This is a genomic window from Acinetobacter sp. AG1, assembly GCF_001005525.1.
Lineage (GTDB): Bacteria > Pseudomonadota > Gammaproteobacteria > Pseudomonadales > Moraxellaceae > Acinetobacter > Acinetobacter modestus.
Window position 1 is genome coordinate 1 of record NZ_LBMZ01000091.1, and the last position, 18190, is coordinate 18190.

At 37.7% G+C, this 18190-nt stretch carries 16 protein-coding genes; 8 read left to right on the top strand and 8 right to left on the bottom strand.

The window, feature by feature from the left end; translation table 11 throughout:
- Nucleotides 1–1170: 1170 nt before the first annotated feature.
- Nucleotides 1171–2520, bottom strand: a complete 1350-nt coding sequence (locus tag AAV96_RS03645) for a hypothetical protein (RefSeq protein WP_004801557.1) — start codon at nucleotides 2518–2520, stop codon at nucleotides 1171–1173.
- 149 nt (nucleotides 2521–2669) lie between these two features.
- Here AAV96_RS03645 and AAV96_RS03650 point away from each other — a divergent pair, with 149 nt between their 5' ends.
- The 3 genes from AAV96_RS03650 (at nucleotide 2670) to AAV96_RS03660 (ending at nucleotide 5325) form a co-directional block, all read left to right on the top strand.
- Entirely contained in the window at nucleotides 2670–2843 is a 174-nt protein-coding gene (locus tag AAV96_RS03650) for a helix-turn-helix transcriptional regulator (protein WP_228127864.1), read from the top strand.
- 216 nt (nucleotides 2844–3059) lie between these two features.
- Nucleotides 3060–4394 (top strand): inovirus-type Gp2 protein, encoded by a 1335-nt coding sequence (locus tag AAV96_RS03655; RefSeq protein WP_004699698.1) that lies wholly within the window; start codon nucleotides 3060–3062, stop codon nucleotides 4392–4394.
- A 1-nt stretch (nucleotide 4395) separates the two neighbouring features.
- On the top strand, nucleotides 4396–5325 hold the full coding sequence (locus AAV96_RS03660; RefSeq protein WP_004699700.1) for a hypothetical protein: 930 nt from the start codon (nucleotides 4396–4398) through the stop codon (nucleotides 5323–5325).
- Nucleotides 5326–5396: 71 nt separating this feature from the next.
- Here the strand turns inward: AAV96_RS03660 and AAV96_RS03665 are convergent, their stop codons facing one another.
- Together AAV96_RS03665 and AAV96_RS03670 are read right to left on the bottom strand one after the other, a co-directional pair.
- On the bottom strand, nucleotides 5397–5906 hold the full coding sequence (locus AAV96_RS03665; protein WP_004699703.1) for a hypothetical protein: 510 nt from the start codon (nucleotides 5904–5906) through the stop codon (nucleotides 5397–5399).
- Between the two features lie 113 nt (nucleotides 5907–6019).
- The gene (locus tag AAV96_RS03670) at nucleotides 6020–7141 is read right to left on the bottom strand and encodes a hypothetical protein (protein ID WP_004801554.1); all 1122 of its coding nucleotides are present in this window, start codon (nucleotides 7139–7141) and stop codon (nucleotides 6020–6022) included.
- Nucleotides 7142–7941: 800 nt separating this feature from the next.
- Between AAV96_RS03670 and AAV96_RS03675 the strand changes: the two genes are divergently transcribed.
- The 4 genes from AAV96_RS03675 (at nucleotide 7942) to AAV96_RS03690 (ending at nucleotide 11698) form a co-directional block, all read left to right on the top strand.
- Nucleotides 7942–8259, top strand: coding sequence for a hypothetical protein (locus tag AAV96_RS03675; protein ID WP_004801552.1), 318 nt, complete (start codon nucleotides 7942–7944; stop codon nucleotides 8257–8259).
- Nucleotides 8260–8322: 63 nt separating this feature from the next.
- Nucleotides 8323–9378 carry a DUF932 domain-containing protein gene (locus AAV96_RS03680; RefSeq protein WP_004801549.1) on the top strand — a complete coding sequence of 352 codons (1056 nt, stop codon included), beginning with the start codon at nucleotides 8323–8325 and terminating at the stop codon, nucleotides 9376–9378.
- Nucleotides 9379–9524: 146 nt separating this feature from the next.
- Nucleotides 9525–10652: a YqaJ viral recombinase family protein gene (locus AAV96_RS03685; protein WP_004801545.1), complete on the top strand. Its 1128-nt coding sequence runs from the start codon at nucleotides 9525–9527 to the stop codon at nucleotides 10650–10652.
- Between the two features lie 146 nt (nucleotides 10653–10798).
- Nucleotides 10799–11698, top strand: a complete 900-nt coding sequence (locus tag AAV96_RS03690; RefSeq protein ID WP_004801544.1) for a hypothetical protein — start codon at nucleotides 10799–10801, stop codon at nucleotides 11696–11698.
- Between the two features lie 103 nt (nucleotides 11699–11801).
- Here AAV96_RS03690 and AAV96_RS03695 read toward each other — a convergent pair whose 3' ends face one another.
- The 3 genes from AAV96_RS03695 to AAV96_RS03705 form a co-directional block, all read right to left on the bottom strand.
- Nucleotides 11802–12071 (bottom strand): hypothetical protein, encoded by a 270-nt coding sequence (locus AAV96_RS03695; protein WP_004722342.1) that lies wholly within the window; start codon nucleotides 12069–12071, stop codon nucleotides 11802–11804.
- 14 nt (nucleotides 12072–12085) lie between these two features.
- Entirely contained in the window at nucleotides 12086–12967 is an 882-nt protein-coding gene (locus tag AAV96_RS03700) for a copper resistance D family protein (protein ID WP_004801541.1), read from the bottom strand.
- Nucleotides 12968–13034: 67 nt separating this feature from the next.
- A complete protein-coding gene (locus AAV96_RS03705) occupies nucleotides 13035–13415 on the bottom strand; it encodes a copper resistance protein CopC (protein WP_004722340.1) in 381 nt (126 codons plus the stop codon).
- Between the two features lie 281 nt (nucleotides 13416–13696).
- Between AAV96_RS03705 and AAV96_RS03710 the strand changes: the two genes are divergently transcribed.
- Nucleotides 13697–16060, top strand: coding sequence for a heavy metal translocating P-type ATPase (locus AAV96_RS03710; RefSeq protein ID WP_016651918.1), 2364 nt, complete (start codon nucleotides 13697–13699; stop codon nucleotides 16058–16060).
- Nucleotides 16061–16138: 78 nt separating this feature from the next.
- Here the strand turns inward: AAV96_RS03710 and AAV96_RS03715 are convergent, their stop codons facing one another.
- On the bottom strand, nucleotides 16139–17515 hold the full coding sequence (locus AAV96_RS03715) for a heavy metal sensor histidine kinase (RefSeq protein WP_016651919.1): 1377 nt from the start codon (nucleotides 17513–17515) through the stop codon (nucleotides 16139–16141).
- Nucleotides 17505–18188, bottom strand: coding sequence for a heavy metal response regulator transcription factor (locus AAV96_RS03720; RefSeq protein WP_004722337.1), 684 nt, complete (start codon nucleotides 18186–18188; stop codon nucleotides 17505–17507). The genes AAV96_RS03715 and AAV96_RS03720 overlap by 11 nt, the downstream gene beginning before the upstream one ends.
- Between the last annotated feature and the right edge of the window lie 2 nt (nucleotides 18189–18190).

An 18190-nucleotide genomic window follows, 5' to 3' on the forward strand; every position in this document is an offset into this window, starting at 1 on the left:
GATGATCGTGGTAGCAACCGTCGTAGTAGCTCCAATCAAAAACGTGATGAATATGGTCGCTTTACCAGTTAAAGAAGCATCATTTTTTCGACTTAATAATCATATTAAAATGGTTATCTAATTAAAGAAATTGAGTAGATCCTATTTACTCAATTTCTTTTTAGTTAAATATCAATATTTTGGAGTTGTTTGTTAATTATTCACCTTTCGACTTTACAGAAAAAATATCATGGCAATGAAACGAACTATTGCTTTAAAATCTCTTTCCTTTTGCGACTTGTGGTAAGTTCTAAGATATTTGGCGTAACTTTCACAAGTTCTGAGCAAGCATGAAACAAACATGATAAAGAAATAAAAGAACAGCTTGTATGAAAGCTAGTTAACTGAAGAATACCAAAATAGTAAGTAATTTTATAATGTCTGATGATCGTGTTGCATATGCATGGCTCATGATCCAAGGAAAATATCCGCTAGCACATATGAAAAGTAAAAAGGGGTCATGAGCTTTGCTTGTGGAACAAAACTCCTAAGAAAACTTATTTATCTAAAGAAGACATGAAAGTAAGCTAAAGGGAGGTTTATGTATAGTATTTTATGGATAAAAAAACAAAAAGGTTGGTAAGATTTTTTGTAGTAAAAATAGTAGTAAAAAATTAAATTTAAATATTTTTAATGATATATATTAGTATCTTAAAGTTTTAATTTGACTGCCACCGCTTCCGCCAAATATTTAAATAAGCCCTTGTTTTTACAAGGGCTTGTTTTTTATCTATGATTTTACCCCTCAACCTACCCCTCATCAAACATTGGATTAGGTGATATCTAAAGAGACATCTTTTTACTTATTTGGACATCATATTAGTTGAAAGAAAATTTCTAGTAGAATTCCAAACTGATTTTAAGGTGGGGAATTTTGCAAATATCCACTTTGGTCTTATGCTTGAATGGTCTGTTGTATTTGGTTTTTTACTGTTGCTTATCTTTACTTTCATCTTGGATGAGTTTTCTTGATCTTATACATTCTGTTTATGAGATTTTATCGATTCATAATTATGGGCAGACTGTAAAAAAATAAATCTACCCATATTCTTTAGATGCTTGTAAGTGATGTTAAACCCATAAATTTGATGATACTGGTATATCATACGGACTGTTAAGTTGTCTGCATCCTTACAGATTGATGATCTCATATAAATTTTCTGGTGATAAATTTTTCACCATATCATTTAGACCTTTACTTAGACTTGCTTTACTAAATGTATGTTCATAAAGTATGTCCCTCATACCACAAGTGATAAATATTGTTGCTTTTTTAGGCTTTATGGTTTTTATATCTTTATCATTTTCAAGTAATTCATAAAGCGTTTGGAACAAATCGGAAAAATAATCCATGCCTGTATGATTGATTGAGTTGCGACGATCTTGATTGATAGCATTCTCAATTATAGTTTGGTTTGCAGAGCCGTGAATTTCACTTAGCATAAATTTAGAATAATTCGCTGATTCAAACTGCTGGATGTTACCCTTGTTGATCTTTGTTTCAAAAATTTTATCGTAGTAAATCAGGCTGATTAGCGCAGTAAGAATTGCATCAGCTCTTTTGAGTACTTCAAGTGAATTTGCACAATCATCTAAAATGATGCTCAAGCTATGAATTTTTTCAGAAACCTTATTGTCAATAATAGGCTGGGCATCTGTCCCATTTCTCTGATTATCTAATCTTGTAGCCATAAATTCATGTATAAATTTACTTAAAAGCACAGGCAGATTGCTAACATCCTCTTCTAGATTTAGATGAAGATTTATGAACTTTGAAGGTGGCAAATTGGCATCTAACGGAGAGCATCCAATAAATGATTTTGTGGACTTCTGTAGTGGTGTACCATAAATTTTCAATCCTTTAATTGCATTCCTAACTTCGTGATATGAAGGGACTTGAGTTATATTTGTGCCTTTTATATCTTTGCTATTCTTAAAATTATGATATTCAATATAAATTTTAAGATAATCCAAAAATAGAGATTTAATATCCCAGAATGGTAACAAGTCAGGTAAGAAATACTTTTCGTTCAAAATACGTTTGAGGTTTGTCGAAAAATTGGGGAATTGTGTCCATTCTTCATAACTTTTGATGTTTTCCCAAAATATGCAATAAAGTTCTTCAAATATTGATGTTAGTTCATCTGGTTGAAGTAAATGGTTTAACAAAAATATATCTTCATCCACTAATTGCCTTGTTTGACAATATCCCATTACATGGTTGAGTAACTGTCTGCCAAAGACAATTATCTCTACTTCAATCTTGATTTGCTCAATAGGTAGTGACTTTCTTTCTTTATATTTTTCAGTTAGCAGGTTGACCAGTTGCCTCAATATTACATCCCTAATACGTATTAACTCGTTATACAGATTTGGGAAAGTTGCTTGAAACTCTCTTGCTTTTACAGCTTGCTTTACTAATTTTTGCATTACAGGGTGAGCTATTCTGTAAATTTCATGATCGAAGACGGGATTACTCATTTAAATACGCTACTTAACAATTGTGAATCTTGTTTTGCTGATGTTTCTGAGGATTCTAGAGCATATTTATATCCGAAGACATCCACATCAGGTTTAAATCGGAGTAAACAATGCAAACCTCAGAAACCAAAAAAAATCAGATTCTTAGAATGAAAGGAGTAACAGAATTAGTCTGTTTAAGTAAATCAAGTCTGTATGACAAAATGAACCCGAAATCCAAGAGATATGATTCGTCTTTTCCTCGTCCGATTAGATTGGGACTATCAGCCGTTGGTTGGTTAGAGCAGGACATAATTGATTGGATCAATTCAAAAAAAAGCTAACCAGATTAGCAAGATATCTTTACAACTCTCACATACCCTATTAACCCTTATAACACTGTAATTCCTTGATTTCGAGGTCATGGGATTACAGTGATTTTTACGCCTGACCATTTGTGTTACTTATATGATCAGTATATCTAATAATATTAATTATTATATAAATTGACTTAATTAACAAATTGTTAGGTGTAATTACGTACAGAGAAGTTCATTATTATGAATCAATCATCCTATCTTATGAGTAATAATCAAACACCTGCTTTAGCACATGAATACTTAACACAAGTACCTGAACACTTTCTAAATCAGCAGACTGAAATAACTGATACTGATTCATCTAATCAGCCCATTCAGATTACAGCACCATTGGAAGAGCAACAGTCTTTACTCAATTCAATGTATGAAGAATGCTTCAATGCAGCAGACGATCAGCATTCAAGCTCATTGGCATTGGATTACTTATTAGATTTCAACACTGAATATAACCAATATGAAATTCGATCAAATCCTGAAGCTGAGAAAATATTCTCAGAAATTGAATTAGTAAAACAAATCTTAAAACACAACTATGTGCAGGCTTATCGTAAGATCAAAGGCACTCTGTATCATGGATGGTATGAGCCTATTGATAAAAAATTCATTGAATTATTAAAGCAAATACTCATCCAAGGGTTTGATCCTCTAGAGCATTATGATTGTGAGCATCATAAGATTGTTATGCAAGCGTATAACGAAATTCTAAAGGGTTATTTTCATGCTGATTTTTATCTACATTACCCCAATGATATTATTCAGCTAAGAAATACTGATGGAACAATAACTTCAATTTGTTATGCAGAATTAATTAATCTATTCATTGAACGTTTGTATTTGCTAACTCAAGAAAAGGAATTCAAATACCAACAGAAAAAACGAAGGGAACGTTCCCAATATCAGCAAAAGGTCGCTACAGAATGTGTAGATACGATACTGGCTAAACATTCGAGAATTGTCATTGCTCGTGTCGATTTTCGTTATGGAAAAACACAAAACCCTGAACTTGCCCAAGTCAAAGCAGATTTAATCACATGCCTTCGTTATTTAAAGCGTACTTCAAATTTACGTATATTGGGCTATCTATGGAAATTGGAATTTGCCGAAAAAACGGGCTATCACTACCACTGTTTTTTCTTTCTCGATGGTCGTAAACACTCACAGGACATTAAGTTAGCACAACAGATTGGTGAGGTCTGGAAAAGAGTGATTGGTGATGAGGGGACTTACTATAATTGCAATATTGATGCTCACAATGGCAAATACAAAGATGTCGGTATTGGCACCTTACATCGCAGTGATAAACAAAAATACGAGTATTTGATTAAAGCCATCCGTTATATAACCAAAAGAGACCAATTCATTGTGCATAAAAGGATTAAGCAGGATGAAGAGAATGAGCAAAACCTTAGAAATGATAAAGCCTACTTCATACGTGTATTTGGTAAAAATATTGCTAAGGATGTTGCGATAAAAATGGGTAAATCTCTTAAAAATACTGGTCAAAAGGAGGCATGAAATGACTCATTATTCAGCGACTCCTCAAGCACACTATATACCGCAGACACCAATTATCCCATTCATGCTGGATGTTAATACTCATTTGTTCTTAGGACAGAGTATTCAAAATGCAGCTCAAATTGAAAATGGGAAACTAGCGGTTATGGATAAACGATCACCCAAATGTTTGGATAAGAATTATCGTATATTTTTAAATTCTCTACCTTGGCTGCATTATCACCGTTTGGTATTACATGGATTTCAACTAAATCCTTATTGGGCTGCAATCTTTGATACAGTAGGCTTTTCTCATTACGGTAATATGAATTACCTTGTAGAGAATGCAGAGCTTATTCATGATCAATTTAAACATAAGTTTCTGAAACGACGGATTGCACTGGAATATACAAAATTTATTGAACCAATTAATGAAAGTATTAAATTCCAAAAGGCATTGTTTAAACGTTGTCTAGACAAACATAAGCAGATCAATTGTATGATCTATGATTTACCTTGTATGTTTACTATTCCCTTACAATTTGATGCCGAAGTTAAATTACCAAAACTTGCTAGTAAATGGCTGGAAAGATTACATCAATCCGAAGAATTAGCTGGCAAGCTGTATGATGTGCAATGGCGTATTGTGAAATCACTGAATGGATTTTATTCAGTCCATGCCATCATTTATGTGATTGGTGATGAGTGTAAATATTCTGATTTTATCTTACGGGTATGGAGAGGGGCTTGTTTACACAAGGGACATGAGCTTGTGCAAGGATCACCTTATTTGGTTTGGGAAAAACACTGTTACTTTGCGGACAGTGATATGCGTAGCTACTGGAGTAAACAGCTTGAGTTTCTAAATGGCCCCCTCAAACTTTATCGGTATATGAGTCAGCATATTTCCTATTTATGGCAAAGCTATACAGGGAATATCCCTGCTAAGTAAACTTTTCAAATATAAGGCGCTCTGATTAGAACGCCTTTTTTATGCTTGTATAAATCGCTGTGATTAAATCTCTAAAAATTATAGGTATAGGTCAAACCACTGTTGGTGGTGATGGTCACTTCACGGACATATTCAGCGGAACAGCCCAAGTAGACTTTTGCCACTGAGCCATAGCGCATATTTTGGTAATCGTAAGTGCCTTTGCTTCTGCAATTACCACGGTTGATTAAAACCCCTGTGATGGTGGTTGGCGCATCGTTCAAGGACATGATGTTTAACAAATCGGTATAGCCTGTCATGGAGTATTGTGATTCTTCACGACGGACACGGACTTCAAATTGTTCTTGTACAGTGGGTTCAGTCCCTTCCTCAGCATTATATGACTCATCTTCCAGAAAGGATTTATCAACGGCTGGAAAATCATCTTCAGATTGAGGCGGAGTTTCAGTCGCATCAGCAGTGCTATGCTCACTTGTTTGAGTTGGGGTATCCTTTGGTTTTGGTGCATCGTTACCTGAATTACACGCAGTTAAAGTCAGTAGCAACACACTGGATAAAACAATCGATGGAATAAAATTCATTACACATGCCTATATTTAATCGAATATTGTGATCTACAGGGTTGGGTGAAAGCCCAACTCTGTGTATTTAATTGTTTGGTCAATCAATTTTTTACTTTTTATAAAAGTGGGAATTACTCATCGATCTTTTTAAATACCTTTTCGATCGGCGTGTAGTTTTCCAAGCTAAAATCAAAAGGAATTGGCTTTTTCAGTGTCACATCAAATTGCTTTAATCGAGCATTTTCTATGCCGTTGAAATGTTTGCGTTGAAAGGACATGGTGCTCGGTTCAAGGATGGCAATCGGTTCATTCGCAGAATCAGCTTGAGTGTTGTTGGCCTGATAAATGACTAAGCTCTCTAATTCCAATTTATGATTATTGAAGTTAAAAATGTAACCGACATACTTCTGTCCACTAGCCGTAATAATATTTTGTGCTAACTCTGGCGTGGATGGGGCTGTGAAATTCACAATAAGATCAGATGCGAAATTCATATTCTCAAAATGTAATTGTTTCGAATCAGCATCGTAATAAACAAAATTATCAATCGGACCATTTGGTCGATCATTCGGTGTATAGCTGCTTGGCATAAACAGACTTTGACCAGACGTAGCATTTAAACTGAGTTCTAAAAGCTTCAAGTCATAATTTAGATGGGCATTTTTAGTATCCAACTCATTTTGAAGTGTCTGAATACGTTGTTGATATTGTTCTGTACTCTCAAATTGATCTTTTTGTGGTGGAGTCACCTGCATTGTCGATCTTATATAATTGATTGCCGTATCATGCGCTGCACGCAAAGAATAGTCATCACCTAAAGCAAAAGTGAATGCAGGAAACTGTTGACCTGTATTTCCGATCACTAAAACTTGATTGTTTTTTAAAGCCAGCACATTTCTTAAATCATTGAGAATGGACTGGAAATACACGCAGTTTGCACAATAATCTGCAACATCGTCATTTTCAGCAAACATCTGCAATCCATAGATGGTTTTATACGGTGGATAAAAGGAAAAATACCCCTCATCTTTGATGAGTTCCTGAAAGTCTTCTCCAGTCTTTGTTAGCGGAGGTGTAATTTTATTGCGAGCGATAATCAAAGGAGAAGAAACAGCCTGTGCAGGGACAGCATCATTCAATGACATGTTTTCAATCTTTTGAGATAGTTCTTTATTCTCTACATCATCTTGTTGTGGTTTTGAGCAGCCGACCAACGCAAGGCTGGTGAGCAGCGCAATTGAAATGTATTTCATCCTATTATTTTCCCCATCCAATATTTTTTAAGTTTTTAAAAATGAATTATGAAATTGCCTGTAATTTCAAATACATTTTGCTTGGCTGTCATAGGCTCTAGCGATGCTGTTACTGAGCACAATAAGGACAACCAAAATAAGCTGTGCGATGAATTTCATGATTTTTATCCAGCACAAAACACCACTGACCAAAATGGATGCAGCAGTTAATTGATGCCTTGAGTCAATCAGGACACAGTGAAAGCGTGTGATAAATGAATTGGAATAAAATGCCTGAGAGGCAGAGAAAGTGCAGGGGAATAATAAAGCACAGTAAATTGCGTCATGGTTGACTCCTAGATGAATTAGAAGTTCTACCGAATCACTGTCAATTGATTATGGTGGCAGAACGAAAAGGGGTTGACAGACTGGACATCTAGAACCAGCACGCGCGAACGCGTCCCCCTCCCGTTCTACCGCAAAGGGGGACGAGAAGGTTTTTACACATACAAAGAATACTCAGATGAATAAACTCCGATGCGCTAGATGAGCGGTCTGTCAAAACCGACTGACAATGTAGGTCAGCCCTTGCATCATAATCGCTGCTAAAAAACAGGTCAATTGATCTGTTTAATCATCATTCAAAAATTGCCTAAAACTGATGAAAAAAAACGCATTCTAAAAAAATACAAATACATAGCATCTAATTGAGAACAGTGTTTCTCCATTTGAGATAGCACCAATACATGCTTCAGCTACATTGCAATCATTTTGCCTGCTTCCCCAGCAGGTTTTTTTATTCATTTACAGGAAATACCACAATGAGTTTGCCATGTCCTTATTGCCAGTCCCGAGAGACGGTACTGCTTGAATCAACCCAACATTTACCCAGTACCTCAACCAATAACCCCATTTCCAATAGTGTGATGTCACCGATGGCACTTGCCACATTAGGAGTGAGTGTTTCCAAAAGCCTGAATATTCCTCCAATTGCAGGTGCAATCGTTGGGGTACTGATTGGCGGTATCTGGATGTTGATCACTGAAGATGAACAGCAACAACCGCTTCACCCAACTTATCGCAAACAGTATTACTGCAACAACTGTGACCGCAGCTTTAGCCCGAATTTACGCAATTAAGTATTTAGCAAAATTTAAATCGAACCCTTTTACCCATTCAAAATCGATACAGGAATTATTCTTATGGCACATTTAGTTGAAACTATGGCATTCACTGGACAAACCCCTTGGCATGGGTTAGGCAATGAACTCACACCAAACCAACCCATCGAGGTTTGGGCACAACAAGCAGGCATGGACTGGCGGATAGAATCCTCGGATGTCAATTACATGGCACAGAATGAACGTGGACAAAGCATCATCATGCCTTTTGAAGAACAACGAGTGCTTTACCGTTCAGATACGCATGCACCTTTATCCGTGGTCAGCCAACGCTTTCAAGAAGTCCAACCGATGGAAATCCTACACTTCTACAAAGACCTGACGGAGCAATCAGGCTTTGAACTGGAAACCGCAGGGGTACTGAAAGGTGGCAAGAAATTCTGGGCATTAGCCAAGACTGGACAGACTTCAGCACTCAAGGGTAAGGATGTGAGTAATGGCTATATTCTACTAGCGACGGCTTGTGATGGCACTCTAGCAACCACTGCACAGTTCACCAGTATCCGGGTGGTATGTAACAATACTTTGGCAATTGCTCTCAAAGGACAAAATACCAGTGCAGGTGTGGTTAAAGTCCCACACAGCACTCGTTTCGATGCTGAGAAAGTTAAACAACAGTTGGGTATTTCAGTCCGTGCATGGGATGAACACATGTATGAAATGAAACAACTGAGCCAGCGTAAGGTAACTCAGCAGGAAGCAGCAGCCTTCTTTGATGCGGTGTTTAACAATACCAACCTAACTATGGCTGAACAAGATGAAAGCATCATTCAGTTCTATCGAAATGCTGCTATGCCAAACCAAGGCATCAACACCCCAACCAAAGCGGACAATAAAACCGAGCCAAATGGACGTGCCATGTCGAAAGTCATGACCATGTTTAACGGACATGGACGTGGTGCAGAACTGAGTTCAGCCAAGGATACCGCTTATGGATTATTGTGCAGCATCACCGAGTTCTGTGACCATGAACGTCGAGCGATGAGTACCGATCATCGACTCGATTCAGCATGGTTTGGTGCAGGGGCTGCCATTAAACAGCGTGGTCTGGAACAGGCATTGAGAATGATTGCCTAAATTCAGTTTCAATTAAGCCAGCTCCATTAGCCTAAGCATACAGTAACACCGTACAAGCACAGCAACACCTTTAGCCGCACCCTCATGCGGCTTTTTTATGCCCAAAATTCAGCTTTTACGATTTTATCGATACAGGAATAATTGCAATGAATAGTCATACTCAAATTCAAAACACGCTAAATAACCCACCACTACAACCCTATTTACCGAATCTAAATCAATCCATTCAGCAGATTGAGGTGGGAACCCGAACCAAACGAGATCGACCGAATACGCAACCACGAAAGACCAAAGCCCTTACAGCAAAAAGACTTGCCAACACCAAACAGATGAACTATCAACAATGGTTAGAAGTCAGAAAACAGGGTATTGGCAGCAGTGATGCAGCAACGGCCTGTGGACTGAATCCCTATATGTCGATGCTGGAACTGTGGATGATCAAGACAGGGCGGATGCAACAAAACATCGAGGATGAAAGTGCAGGTTACGCACCCTTGTACTGGGGAAAAAAGCTAGAACCTTTGGTGGCTGAATACTACAGCATGCACACCAATCATAAAGTCCGTCGAGTTAATGCAGTATTGCAACACCCTGATGAAGACAAACAGTTTATGTTGGCGAACTTGGATTATGCTGTAGTCGGTAATGAAGAAGTGCAAATTTTGGAATGTAAAACCGTGGGGGAATATGGCGCAAAACTATGGCGAGATGGCGTGCCTTTATATGTGCTGTGTCAGGTACAGCATCAATTGGCAGTGACAGGTAAACAGGCAGCGCATATTTGTGCCTTGATCTGTGGGCATGAAACCAAAATCTATAAAGTGACTCGTAATGAAACTGTGATTCAGCACATCATTAATGCGGAACGTCATTTCTGGCAATGTGTCGAAACAGGTATTCCACCCAGTGTAGATGCTTCGGATTCAGCAGCTAAAGCCTTGCAACAACTTTATCCTGAACAGATTCCATTAACAGTAGAAGACCTGACCCAAAATGAACAAGCTAATTATTTGTTTAATCAGTTACTAGAGGAGCGACATAAAGTTGAACAACACCAGCAGTATTTTGATGAACTGAAACATCAACTACAAATGATGATGAAAGAAGCAGAGCGAGCGGTATTTACAGGTGGTTCAGTCACATGGAAGAAATCACAAGACTCAATCAGCCTAGACAGTAAATCATTGCTTAAACAGCATCCTGAATACCTACAGCAATTTCCCCAAACCAAAGCAGGAACACGACGCTTTCAGATTTATCCGAATGGTGGATAGGGCTGATACCCAAGTAACCCATTTCAATTTAACTAACACCCCAACCAACTGATCCCATACCCCAAACAAGTATGGGATTTTTTATGCCCAAAATTTATTTATCCAAATTTAAACGCCATTTCAACATCTATATAGAGTACATCATCATGATTAAAGGTTTAGCTATTACCCCACCTGTGTTGGGGCGTATCAGTATCGGCAAAATTGTCGAAAAGAATGGAAAACGTCTGCCTGAAAAAGATGATCAATTTACCATTACCAGCCAAATCCAAAATAAAGATGGGTGGGTCAAACATCCACTGGATGAGCAACTACGTGCCAAAGCGCCCAATCAGAACCAAAAGCTGAGAAGCATTCCAGTCCGCATGATCTTCAATGATCCCGATCTCAACTTAAGAGCAGAGTACAGCCTATTTGACCGCCAAACTGGACGTTTAATCTGTTCAGGCAATGGCGAAAGCTGTCAGCGACTCGGTCAAAATGGCATTGAACAACATCCTTGTCCATCCCCTGATTTATGTCCATTGGCACAGGGTGGATTATGCAAGCCCTATGGCAGACTCTACGTCAACTTAGATGAATCAGATGAGTTTGGTACTTTCATCTTTAGAACCACAGGCTTTAACAGCATCCGCACTTTGGCAGCTCGACTTCGTTACTATCACGCAGCATCGGGTGACTTACTTTCTTGTTTGCCATTGCAATTGACCTTGCGAGGTAAAAGCACCACACAAAGTTACCGTACCCCGATCTACTACGTGGATCTGACTTTACGTGATGGCACAAACCTGAAAGATGCGATTAGTTCAGCCAAACAGATGGATGAACAAAGTAAGACAGCAGGGTTCTATCAGGAGGCTTTGGATCATGTGGCACGGCAGGGTTATGGTAATGCCTGCTTTGAGGTGGGAGGTGAAGAGGGTTTGGATATAGTGGAGGAGTTTTACAGCGTTGAATCTCAAACAGAGCATCAGCAAACGCATGATCTCACTCATGTTCAAGATATTCAGAAAGGCTTACAGCAGTCGGTTCAAGCTCTGAATTAAATACTGTTGGGGGCTAAGAAGCCCCCAACAGTAATATTGCTACTATTTTTTATTAAAAAATTTGAACTACTTATTGAATCAATAAACATTACTTAAGTATCGTTTATTTGGAGGGCGGTAGTACGTTAGGCTTTTGTAACATTAATCCATTTATAACTTTTTGTTGTCTACTATCTTCATTACGTAGTTGTTTATCTTTAGAATGATGGTCTTTATTCTCTTCGACTTTGGTGTCGCCATGATTATGATCAGTGATATTACGTAATTCGGTATCATCTAAGGAGCGAATCGTTTTTGAAGTGCTAGGTTCAGCCCATGATGTCGTATTCAAAAAAATGAAAAATAATAAATTGTACTTCATCCATGAAGTCATAGCGTGATCCTTTTTTACTCAATACCGACTACAGTGGTGATATAACCAGTGGCTAAAAGAATTGATAGACCTAATGACATCTCAAATAAAATGGCATAGCCCAATTGTTTCGCAAATTTCGGGTCTTGTAAGCGAGGTGTGAAATACCATTTGTTAAAGGCTGCTAACAATAAAATACTTAGGACAAATAATATTTTAATAATAAATCCATGCCCATAAGGTGTATTGATTAGAGTATTAAAATCTTTAAAGAGTAATAAAGCAATACTAAGACCACAAGCGATGAGTATTCCTACAATAAAGGCTGCTATTTGCCCAAATAGATGCATACGTTCTTTAAGTGGTAAGCCATTAATTTTTTTGCTTGTTTTCCATAATGGATAAAGCGACCCCATCCATAAGGACATTACAAGTACATGTATTGATAACAAAGCTTGAGCGAATAAGGGTAAATTCGTGACGTGTCCGAGTTGTGAAAAACTTAAAACGATTGGTGTGAGCAGTATGGTAAAGATTGCTCCTTCAGTTTTGGAAATATCAATCGTCCCTTTACTAAGTTTGACTATCATAAATATGAGTAAAAGTGCAAAACTGATTGATCGAATGATAGAGACATGTCCAGTAGGAGTATTGACTAGTATATTTATATAGTTGCTATCCCACATACCTGAAAGGCCAGTGTTGGCAAAACTTCCTATAAGAATGAAGAAGCCGAGAACACTTGAAAAAAGGCCTAAACCTGTACCAATAGTCATGTATTTTAGAATAGTCTCCTTGATTTCAACATAACGTCCAAGTAAGAAATAGCAGAAAGCACCGCCAATAACAAATGCAATCCCTAAATATAAAATGACTTTAACCAACCATGTTGCATATATCCAAGTCTCAGGAATCATATTTTTCTCCCTTTATTATAGCAACATGCCAGCAAGCTGCTGGCATGTTGACTATTTTCACTCATTGTTATTTTGCCGATTTAATAGTGAAATTATATTCACCATTCATGTTATGGCCATCGGTACCCATTGTGGTCCAAACCACCGTATATTTTCCTTTTTTTAGTTTTGGAACCGCTACGTCAAATGATTTTTTCATATCATGAGTTATTTGGTAGTTCAAAGGGATATCCTTACGTTGGGCATCAAGTAACTTAACGTTCATTAGCATGACTTCTTCACCAAAATTGAGTGTTATGTTTTTTGGTTGACTTGCTACAGAAGCATTGATCGCAGGAATTGCACTTTCAAGTTTCACGTGTGCAAATGCACTTGAAGCAGTAACAATCAGTGTTGCACCTACGAGAGTGTTACGTAGAGCTGACATTTTATTTTTGAAAATTTTCATTTCTTCATCCTCTTTAAACTAATCTTGGGCTCAGTAATGACCGAATGAAATGCATCAATTGGTTGCTTGGTCATCACCTTTCTCACGCTTATTATTAAAGGATGAGAGAAACATCCCGATGACTTCAAAATTACATTTTTGTCATTTTAAAAATTAAAAAACCACAAGTGGTACACTGGCTTTAAAGAAAACAATGATCACTAAACAAACTAATAAGAGGGAGTCTATTTCCATCTTAATGAAATTATTAATTTAAAAAATTAAATATGAAGGAGGCTTTTATGGACCATCATCATGAAAACAAAGTACTCAATAACAGACTTACTGACCCTGTCTGTGGTATGACAGTTACAGAAGCATCCAAGTTTTATGAAGAAGTTAAAAATAGAACTTTTTACTTTTGTAGTGAGAAATGCCACATAAAGTTTAAAAGTGATCCTCATTTTTATATTACTAAAGTTGAGAATGTAGTTACGTTAAAAGAACCACAAAAGAGGGATGGTGAGGATTCAAATGAAGTTAATCAGCCTGCTCATGTTAATACCTTCACGATATACACTTGTCCAATGCATCCTGAAATTAGACAGAACCATGCGGGAAATTGTCCGATCTGTGGTATGTCGTTAGAGCCTTTACTTCCTGACTTAGATGACGCTGATGAAAACCCAGAACTCAAGAATTTTAAGCATAGATTTTGGTGGACCTTACCGCTAACCATTATTGTAGTTTTCTTAGCAATGTTTGGTCATCAATTGAACTGGTTCGAAATGCAGGTGCAAAGCTGGATTGAACTGGTACTGACTTTACCAATTGTTTTGTGGGCAGGAATGCCATTTTTTGTGAGATGTTGGCAGTCAATCTGGAATCGGAGTCCAAATATGTGGACCTTGATTGGAATAGGTACAGGAGCTGCTTTTATATACAGCCTTGTTGGAACAATAGTACCTCAAGTATTTCCAGACTCATTTGTATCTATGGGGCGTGTTGCTGTGTATTTTGAGGCGACCGCAGCGATTATTTCTCTCACATTGTTAGGTCAAGTGCTAGAGTTAAAAGCACGTTCCCAAACTTCAGCGGCAATTAAATCCCTACTTGGGCTAGCACCTAAAACAGCAAGAAAAATCAGTGTTGATGGTATAGAAGAAGATATTCCACTATCTCATGTACACGTAGGCGATTTATTACGGATACGCCCCGGTGAAAAAGTTCCTGTTGATGGAGTCATTACAGAAGGTTCAAGCTCTGTAGATGAATCGATGTTAACTGGTGAACCTGTGCCAGTTACAAAACGTGTGGGTGATCAAGTCATTGGTGCAACAATGAACATGAATGGTTCATTGGTGATGCGATCAGAAAAAGTTGGATCATCAACCGTACTTTCTCAAATCGTGCAAATGGTTGCTCAGGCTCAACGTTCAAAAGCACCTATGCAGCGGATGGCGGATCATGTTGCAGGACGATTTGTTATGGGGGTTATAGGTATTGCTGTTCTAACTTTTTTGGGGTGGGGGCTATTCGGACCTGAACCTAGTTGGGTTTATGGATTAATCAATGCAGTAGCTGTTTTAATCATCGCATGCCCATGTGCTTTGGGATTAGCTACGCCAATGTCAATTATGGTAGCAACAGGGCGAGGTGCATCAAATGGAGTACTTTTTCGAGACGCTGCCGCAATAGAGAATCTACGTAAAATTGATACATTGATTATTGATAAAACAGGAACTTTGACAGAAGGACAACCATCATTCAATAAAGTAGTAGCCACTTCAGGATATGAAAAGAATGAAGTCCTCCGTTTAGCTGCGAGTTTAGATCAGGGCAGTGAGCATCCTTTAGCAAATGCAATTGTACGTGCCGCCCGTGAGCGAAATCTTACTTTAAGTAAACCTACTTCATTTGAATCAGGTTCAGGTATTGGTGTTAATGGAGAGATAAACGGACAAAAATTAGCGCTAGGCAATACGGCACTGATGAAGCAATTAGGGATATCTGTTAACACTCTTATTCCACAAGCAGAGGTATTAAGAGCTGAAGGTGCCAGTGTTATGTATTTGGCAGCCGATGGAAAACTGCTAGGTCTTCTGGCAGTTTCAGATCCAATCAAAGCAAGCACTCCAGAGGCCCTTTTATCGTTGGAAGACTCAGGTTTAAGAATCATCATGGCAACAGGTGATGGGCTAACTACAGCAAAATCAGTTGGGGCTAAGTTAGGAATTAGTGAGGTTTATGGTGAGGTTAAACCTGCTGATAAATTAGATTTGGTCACAAAATTGCAAAAAGAAGGGAGAATTGTTGCTATGGCTGGTGATGGAATTAATGATGCACCAGCCTTGGCTCAAGCTGATATTGGAATCGCAATGGGCACGGGTACTGATGTAGCAATGAATAGTGCCCAAGTTACATTAGTAAAAGGTGACTTACGTGGTATTGAAATTGCTCGTTCATTATCAGAAGCAACCATTAAAAACATGAAGCAGAACCTTATGTTCGCATTTCTTTATAATGCTTTAGGTATTCCTTTAGCAGCGGGTATTTTATATCCATTTACTGGCTGGTTACTCTCGCCTATGATTGCTGCATTAGCAATGAGCCTAAGCTCAGCATCGGTAATTGGTAATGCCTTACGATTACGTCATCAAAAATAATCACGACTTACCACTCATTAGCGTAAGTTAATGAGTGGTAAGCATCATTAGAATGAGTGCTTAATAACCGAGATATCACTAATTTTTAAAGATAATTTTAAAAGAAATATGTCCCTCGTTATAAGTCGCTTGAATGGAAGCTCCATGCACATCAAGAATAGATTTGGTAATTGCTAGCCCTAAGCCAGTACCTTCCTCAACTCGCTGTCTGGAAGCATCTGTTCTATAAAAACGGTCAAATAATCGATTTAGCTGGTCTGATGATAAAGGTGAGCTTTCATTCTCAATTGTAAAAACAGTTTTATCAAAGCTTTGTTGGCAATTGATTTTGATGACCGAATCTGATTTGCCATATTTAATTGCATTCGATAACAAATTACTTAAAGCGCGGCGTAGCATTAAAGGATCACCTTTTATACTACCTGAACCACTCTGTTCGAGTGACATTCCCTTTTCAGCAGCGATAGCATCATAAAAATCAAATAATGCTGAAACTTCTTTAACTAAATTAACCTGTTGTAGGTTAGGTAAATGTAGACCATGTTCTGCTTTTGCCAAAAATAGCATATCAGAGACCATGCGAGCTAAATGCTCAAACTCTTCTAAATTTGAAAATAGAACTTCCTGATAAGTATTAATATTTCGACTACGAGATAAACATACTTGAGTTTGAGTCATCAAATTGTTAATAGGTGTTCTTATTTCATGAGCAAGATCAGATGAAAAATCTGAAAGTTTTTCTACTGCGGCTTCTAGCCGATCTAACATATCATTAAAAGCGACAGCCAGTGATTTAAGTTCGGTTGGAGTATTTTCGACTTCTAAACGTTCAGAAAGATGTTGGGCTGAGATACCCTCTGCTACTTTTGCCATTTGTTGTACTGGACGTAGCCCTCGCCATGCTGCGAACCACCCTAAGAACATTAAACAAATTGTACCCACAAATCCAATGTATAAAAGTTGACGTCTAAAGTCATTTAAGAAATGTAGATGCTCAGAGGTATCGATTCCAACAATAATCTGAGCTGATATAAACGAGTCATTATGATCAAAAGTCTTTTTATAAATTAATCCACGATAAGTCTTATTTTTAATTTTCCATTCAAGCCATGGATCTTGTTTTGATTTGTTGAGTGCTTGGGGATGAATTACTGATGGTGCTGAGCTAAAAATAACTTGACCTGTTGGACGTTCAATCTGAACAATCAGATCGTGATGTCCAATTAAGGCATCTTTTAAATATAAATTTAGTTCTTGAGAGTTAGATGGGTTCTGTTCAAGTAGATTCTCTATAAGTTGAATTTTGCCTTCTAATTGAGTTCGGTCTTGAGCTTCAAAATGATGCATTACGAGCTTGTGAATAACCAACCCCATAATCATTAAGATGATAACAGTAGAAAGAGAAAAGATGATTGCTATACGAAAGCTGATTGCATTAAACAATTTACGAGTCATCTTCTACCTCTAAAACATACCCCATTCCACGTATGTTCTGTATCAGCTTTGGGCTAAAATTACTGTCAATTTTACTGCGCAAACGTTTGATAGCGACTTCTACAACGTTGGTATCACTATCAAAATTCATGTCCCATATTTGAGAGGCAATGAGCGTACGAGGTAATATCTCACCACGTCTACGCATAAATAATTCCATCAGCGCGAATTCTTTAGCTGTTAAGTCAATACGTTGCCCAGCGCGAGTGACGCGGCGTTTACGAAGATCAAGTTCAAGATCAGCAATTGTAATAAGGTTACTATCTTCTTTTTGTTGTCCCCGTCGGAGTAAGCTTTTAATTCGTGCTAATAACTCAGCAAAAGCAAAAGGCTTGACTAGATAATCATCAGCACCTAAATCCAAGCCTTTCACACGATCTTCAATTTGATCACGTGCTGAAAGAAAAAGAATAGGCATAGTTTTGCCACTTTTTCGGATATCATAAATGATATCCCAACCATCTAGCTTTGGAAGCATCACATCTAAAATGATGAGGTCATATTCTTCGGAAAGCGCTTGATGTTTACCAGATAATCCATCCGTTACCCAATCCGTTATATACCCAGCTTCAGATAGACCTTGTTTAAGGTAGTCACCGGTTTTTTGTTCATCTTCAACTAGTAAGATTCTCATTG

Bases quoted from the DNA above. Each gene is read 5' to 3' on its own strand.
- AAV96_RS03645 (WP_004801557.1), bottom strand. From the start codon at position 2,520: ATGAGTAATCCCGTCTTCGATCATGAAATTTACAGAATAGCTCACCCT.
- AAV96_RS03650 (WP_228127864.1), top strand. From the start codon at position 2,670: ATGAAAGGAGTAACAGAATTAGTCTGTTTAAGTAAATCAAGTCTGTAT.
- AAV96_RS03655 (WP_004699698.1), top strand. From the start codon at position 3,060: ATGAATCAATCATCCTATCTTATGAGTAATAATCAAACACCTGCTTTA.
- AAV96_RS03660 (WP_004699700.1), top strand. From the start codon at position 4,396: ATGACTCATTATTCAGCGACTCCTCAAGCACACTATATACCGCAGACA.
- AAV96_RS03665 (WP_004699703.1), bottom strand. From the start codon at position 5,906: ATGAATTTTATTCCATCGATTGTTTTATCCAGTGTGTTGCTACTGACT.
- AAV96_RS03670 (WP_004801554.1), bottom strand. From the start codon at position 7,141: ATGAAATACATTTCAATTGCGCTGCTCACCAGCCTTGCGTTGGTCGGC.
- AAV96_RS03675 (WP_004801552.1), top strand. From the start codon at position 7,942: ATGAGTTTGCCATGTCCTTATTGCCAGTCCCGAGAGACGGTACTGCTT.
- AAV96_RS03680 (WP_004801549.1), top strand. From the start codon at position 8,323: ATGGCACATTTAGTTGAAACTATGGCATTCACTGGACAAACCCCTTGG.
- AAV96_RS03685 (WP_004801545.1), top strand. From the start codon at position 9,525: ATGAATAGTCATACTCAAATTCAAAACACGCTAAATAACCCACCACTA.
- AAV96_RS03690 (WP_004801544.1), top strand. From the start codon at position 10,799: ATGATTAAAGGTTTAGCTATTACCCCACCTGTGTTGGGGCGTATCAGT.
- AAV96_RS03695 (WP_004722342.1), bottom strand. From the start codon at position 12,071: ATGACTTCATGGATGAAGTACAATTTATTATTTTTCATTTTTTTGAAT.
- AAV96_RS03700 (WP_004801541.1), bottom strand. From the start codon at position 12,967: ATGATTCCTGAGACTTGGATATATGCAACATGGTTGGTTAAAGTCATT.
- AAV96_RS03705 (WP_004722340.1), bottom strand. From the start codon at position 13,415: ATGAAAATTTTCAAAAATAAAATGTCAGCTCTACGTAACACTCTCGTA.
- AAV96_RS03710 (WP_016651918.1), top strand. From the start codon at position 13,697: ATGGACCATCATCATGAAAACAAAGTACTCAATAACAGACTTACTGAC.
- AAV96_RS03715 (WP_016651919.1), bottom strand. From the start codon at position 17,515: ATGACTCGTAAATTGTTTAATGCAATCAGCTTTCGTATAGCAATCATC.
- AAV96_RS03720 (WP_004722337.1), bottom strand. From the start codon at position 18,188: ATGAGAATCTTACTAGTTGAAGATGAACAAAAAACCGGTGACTACCTT.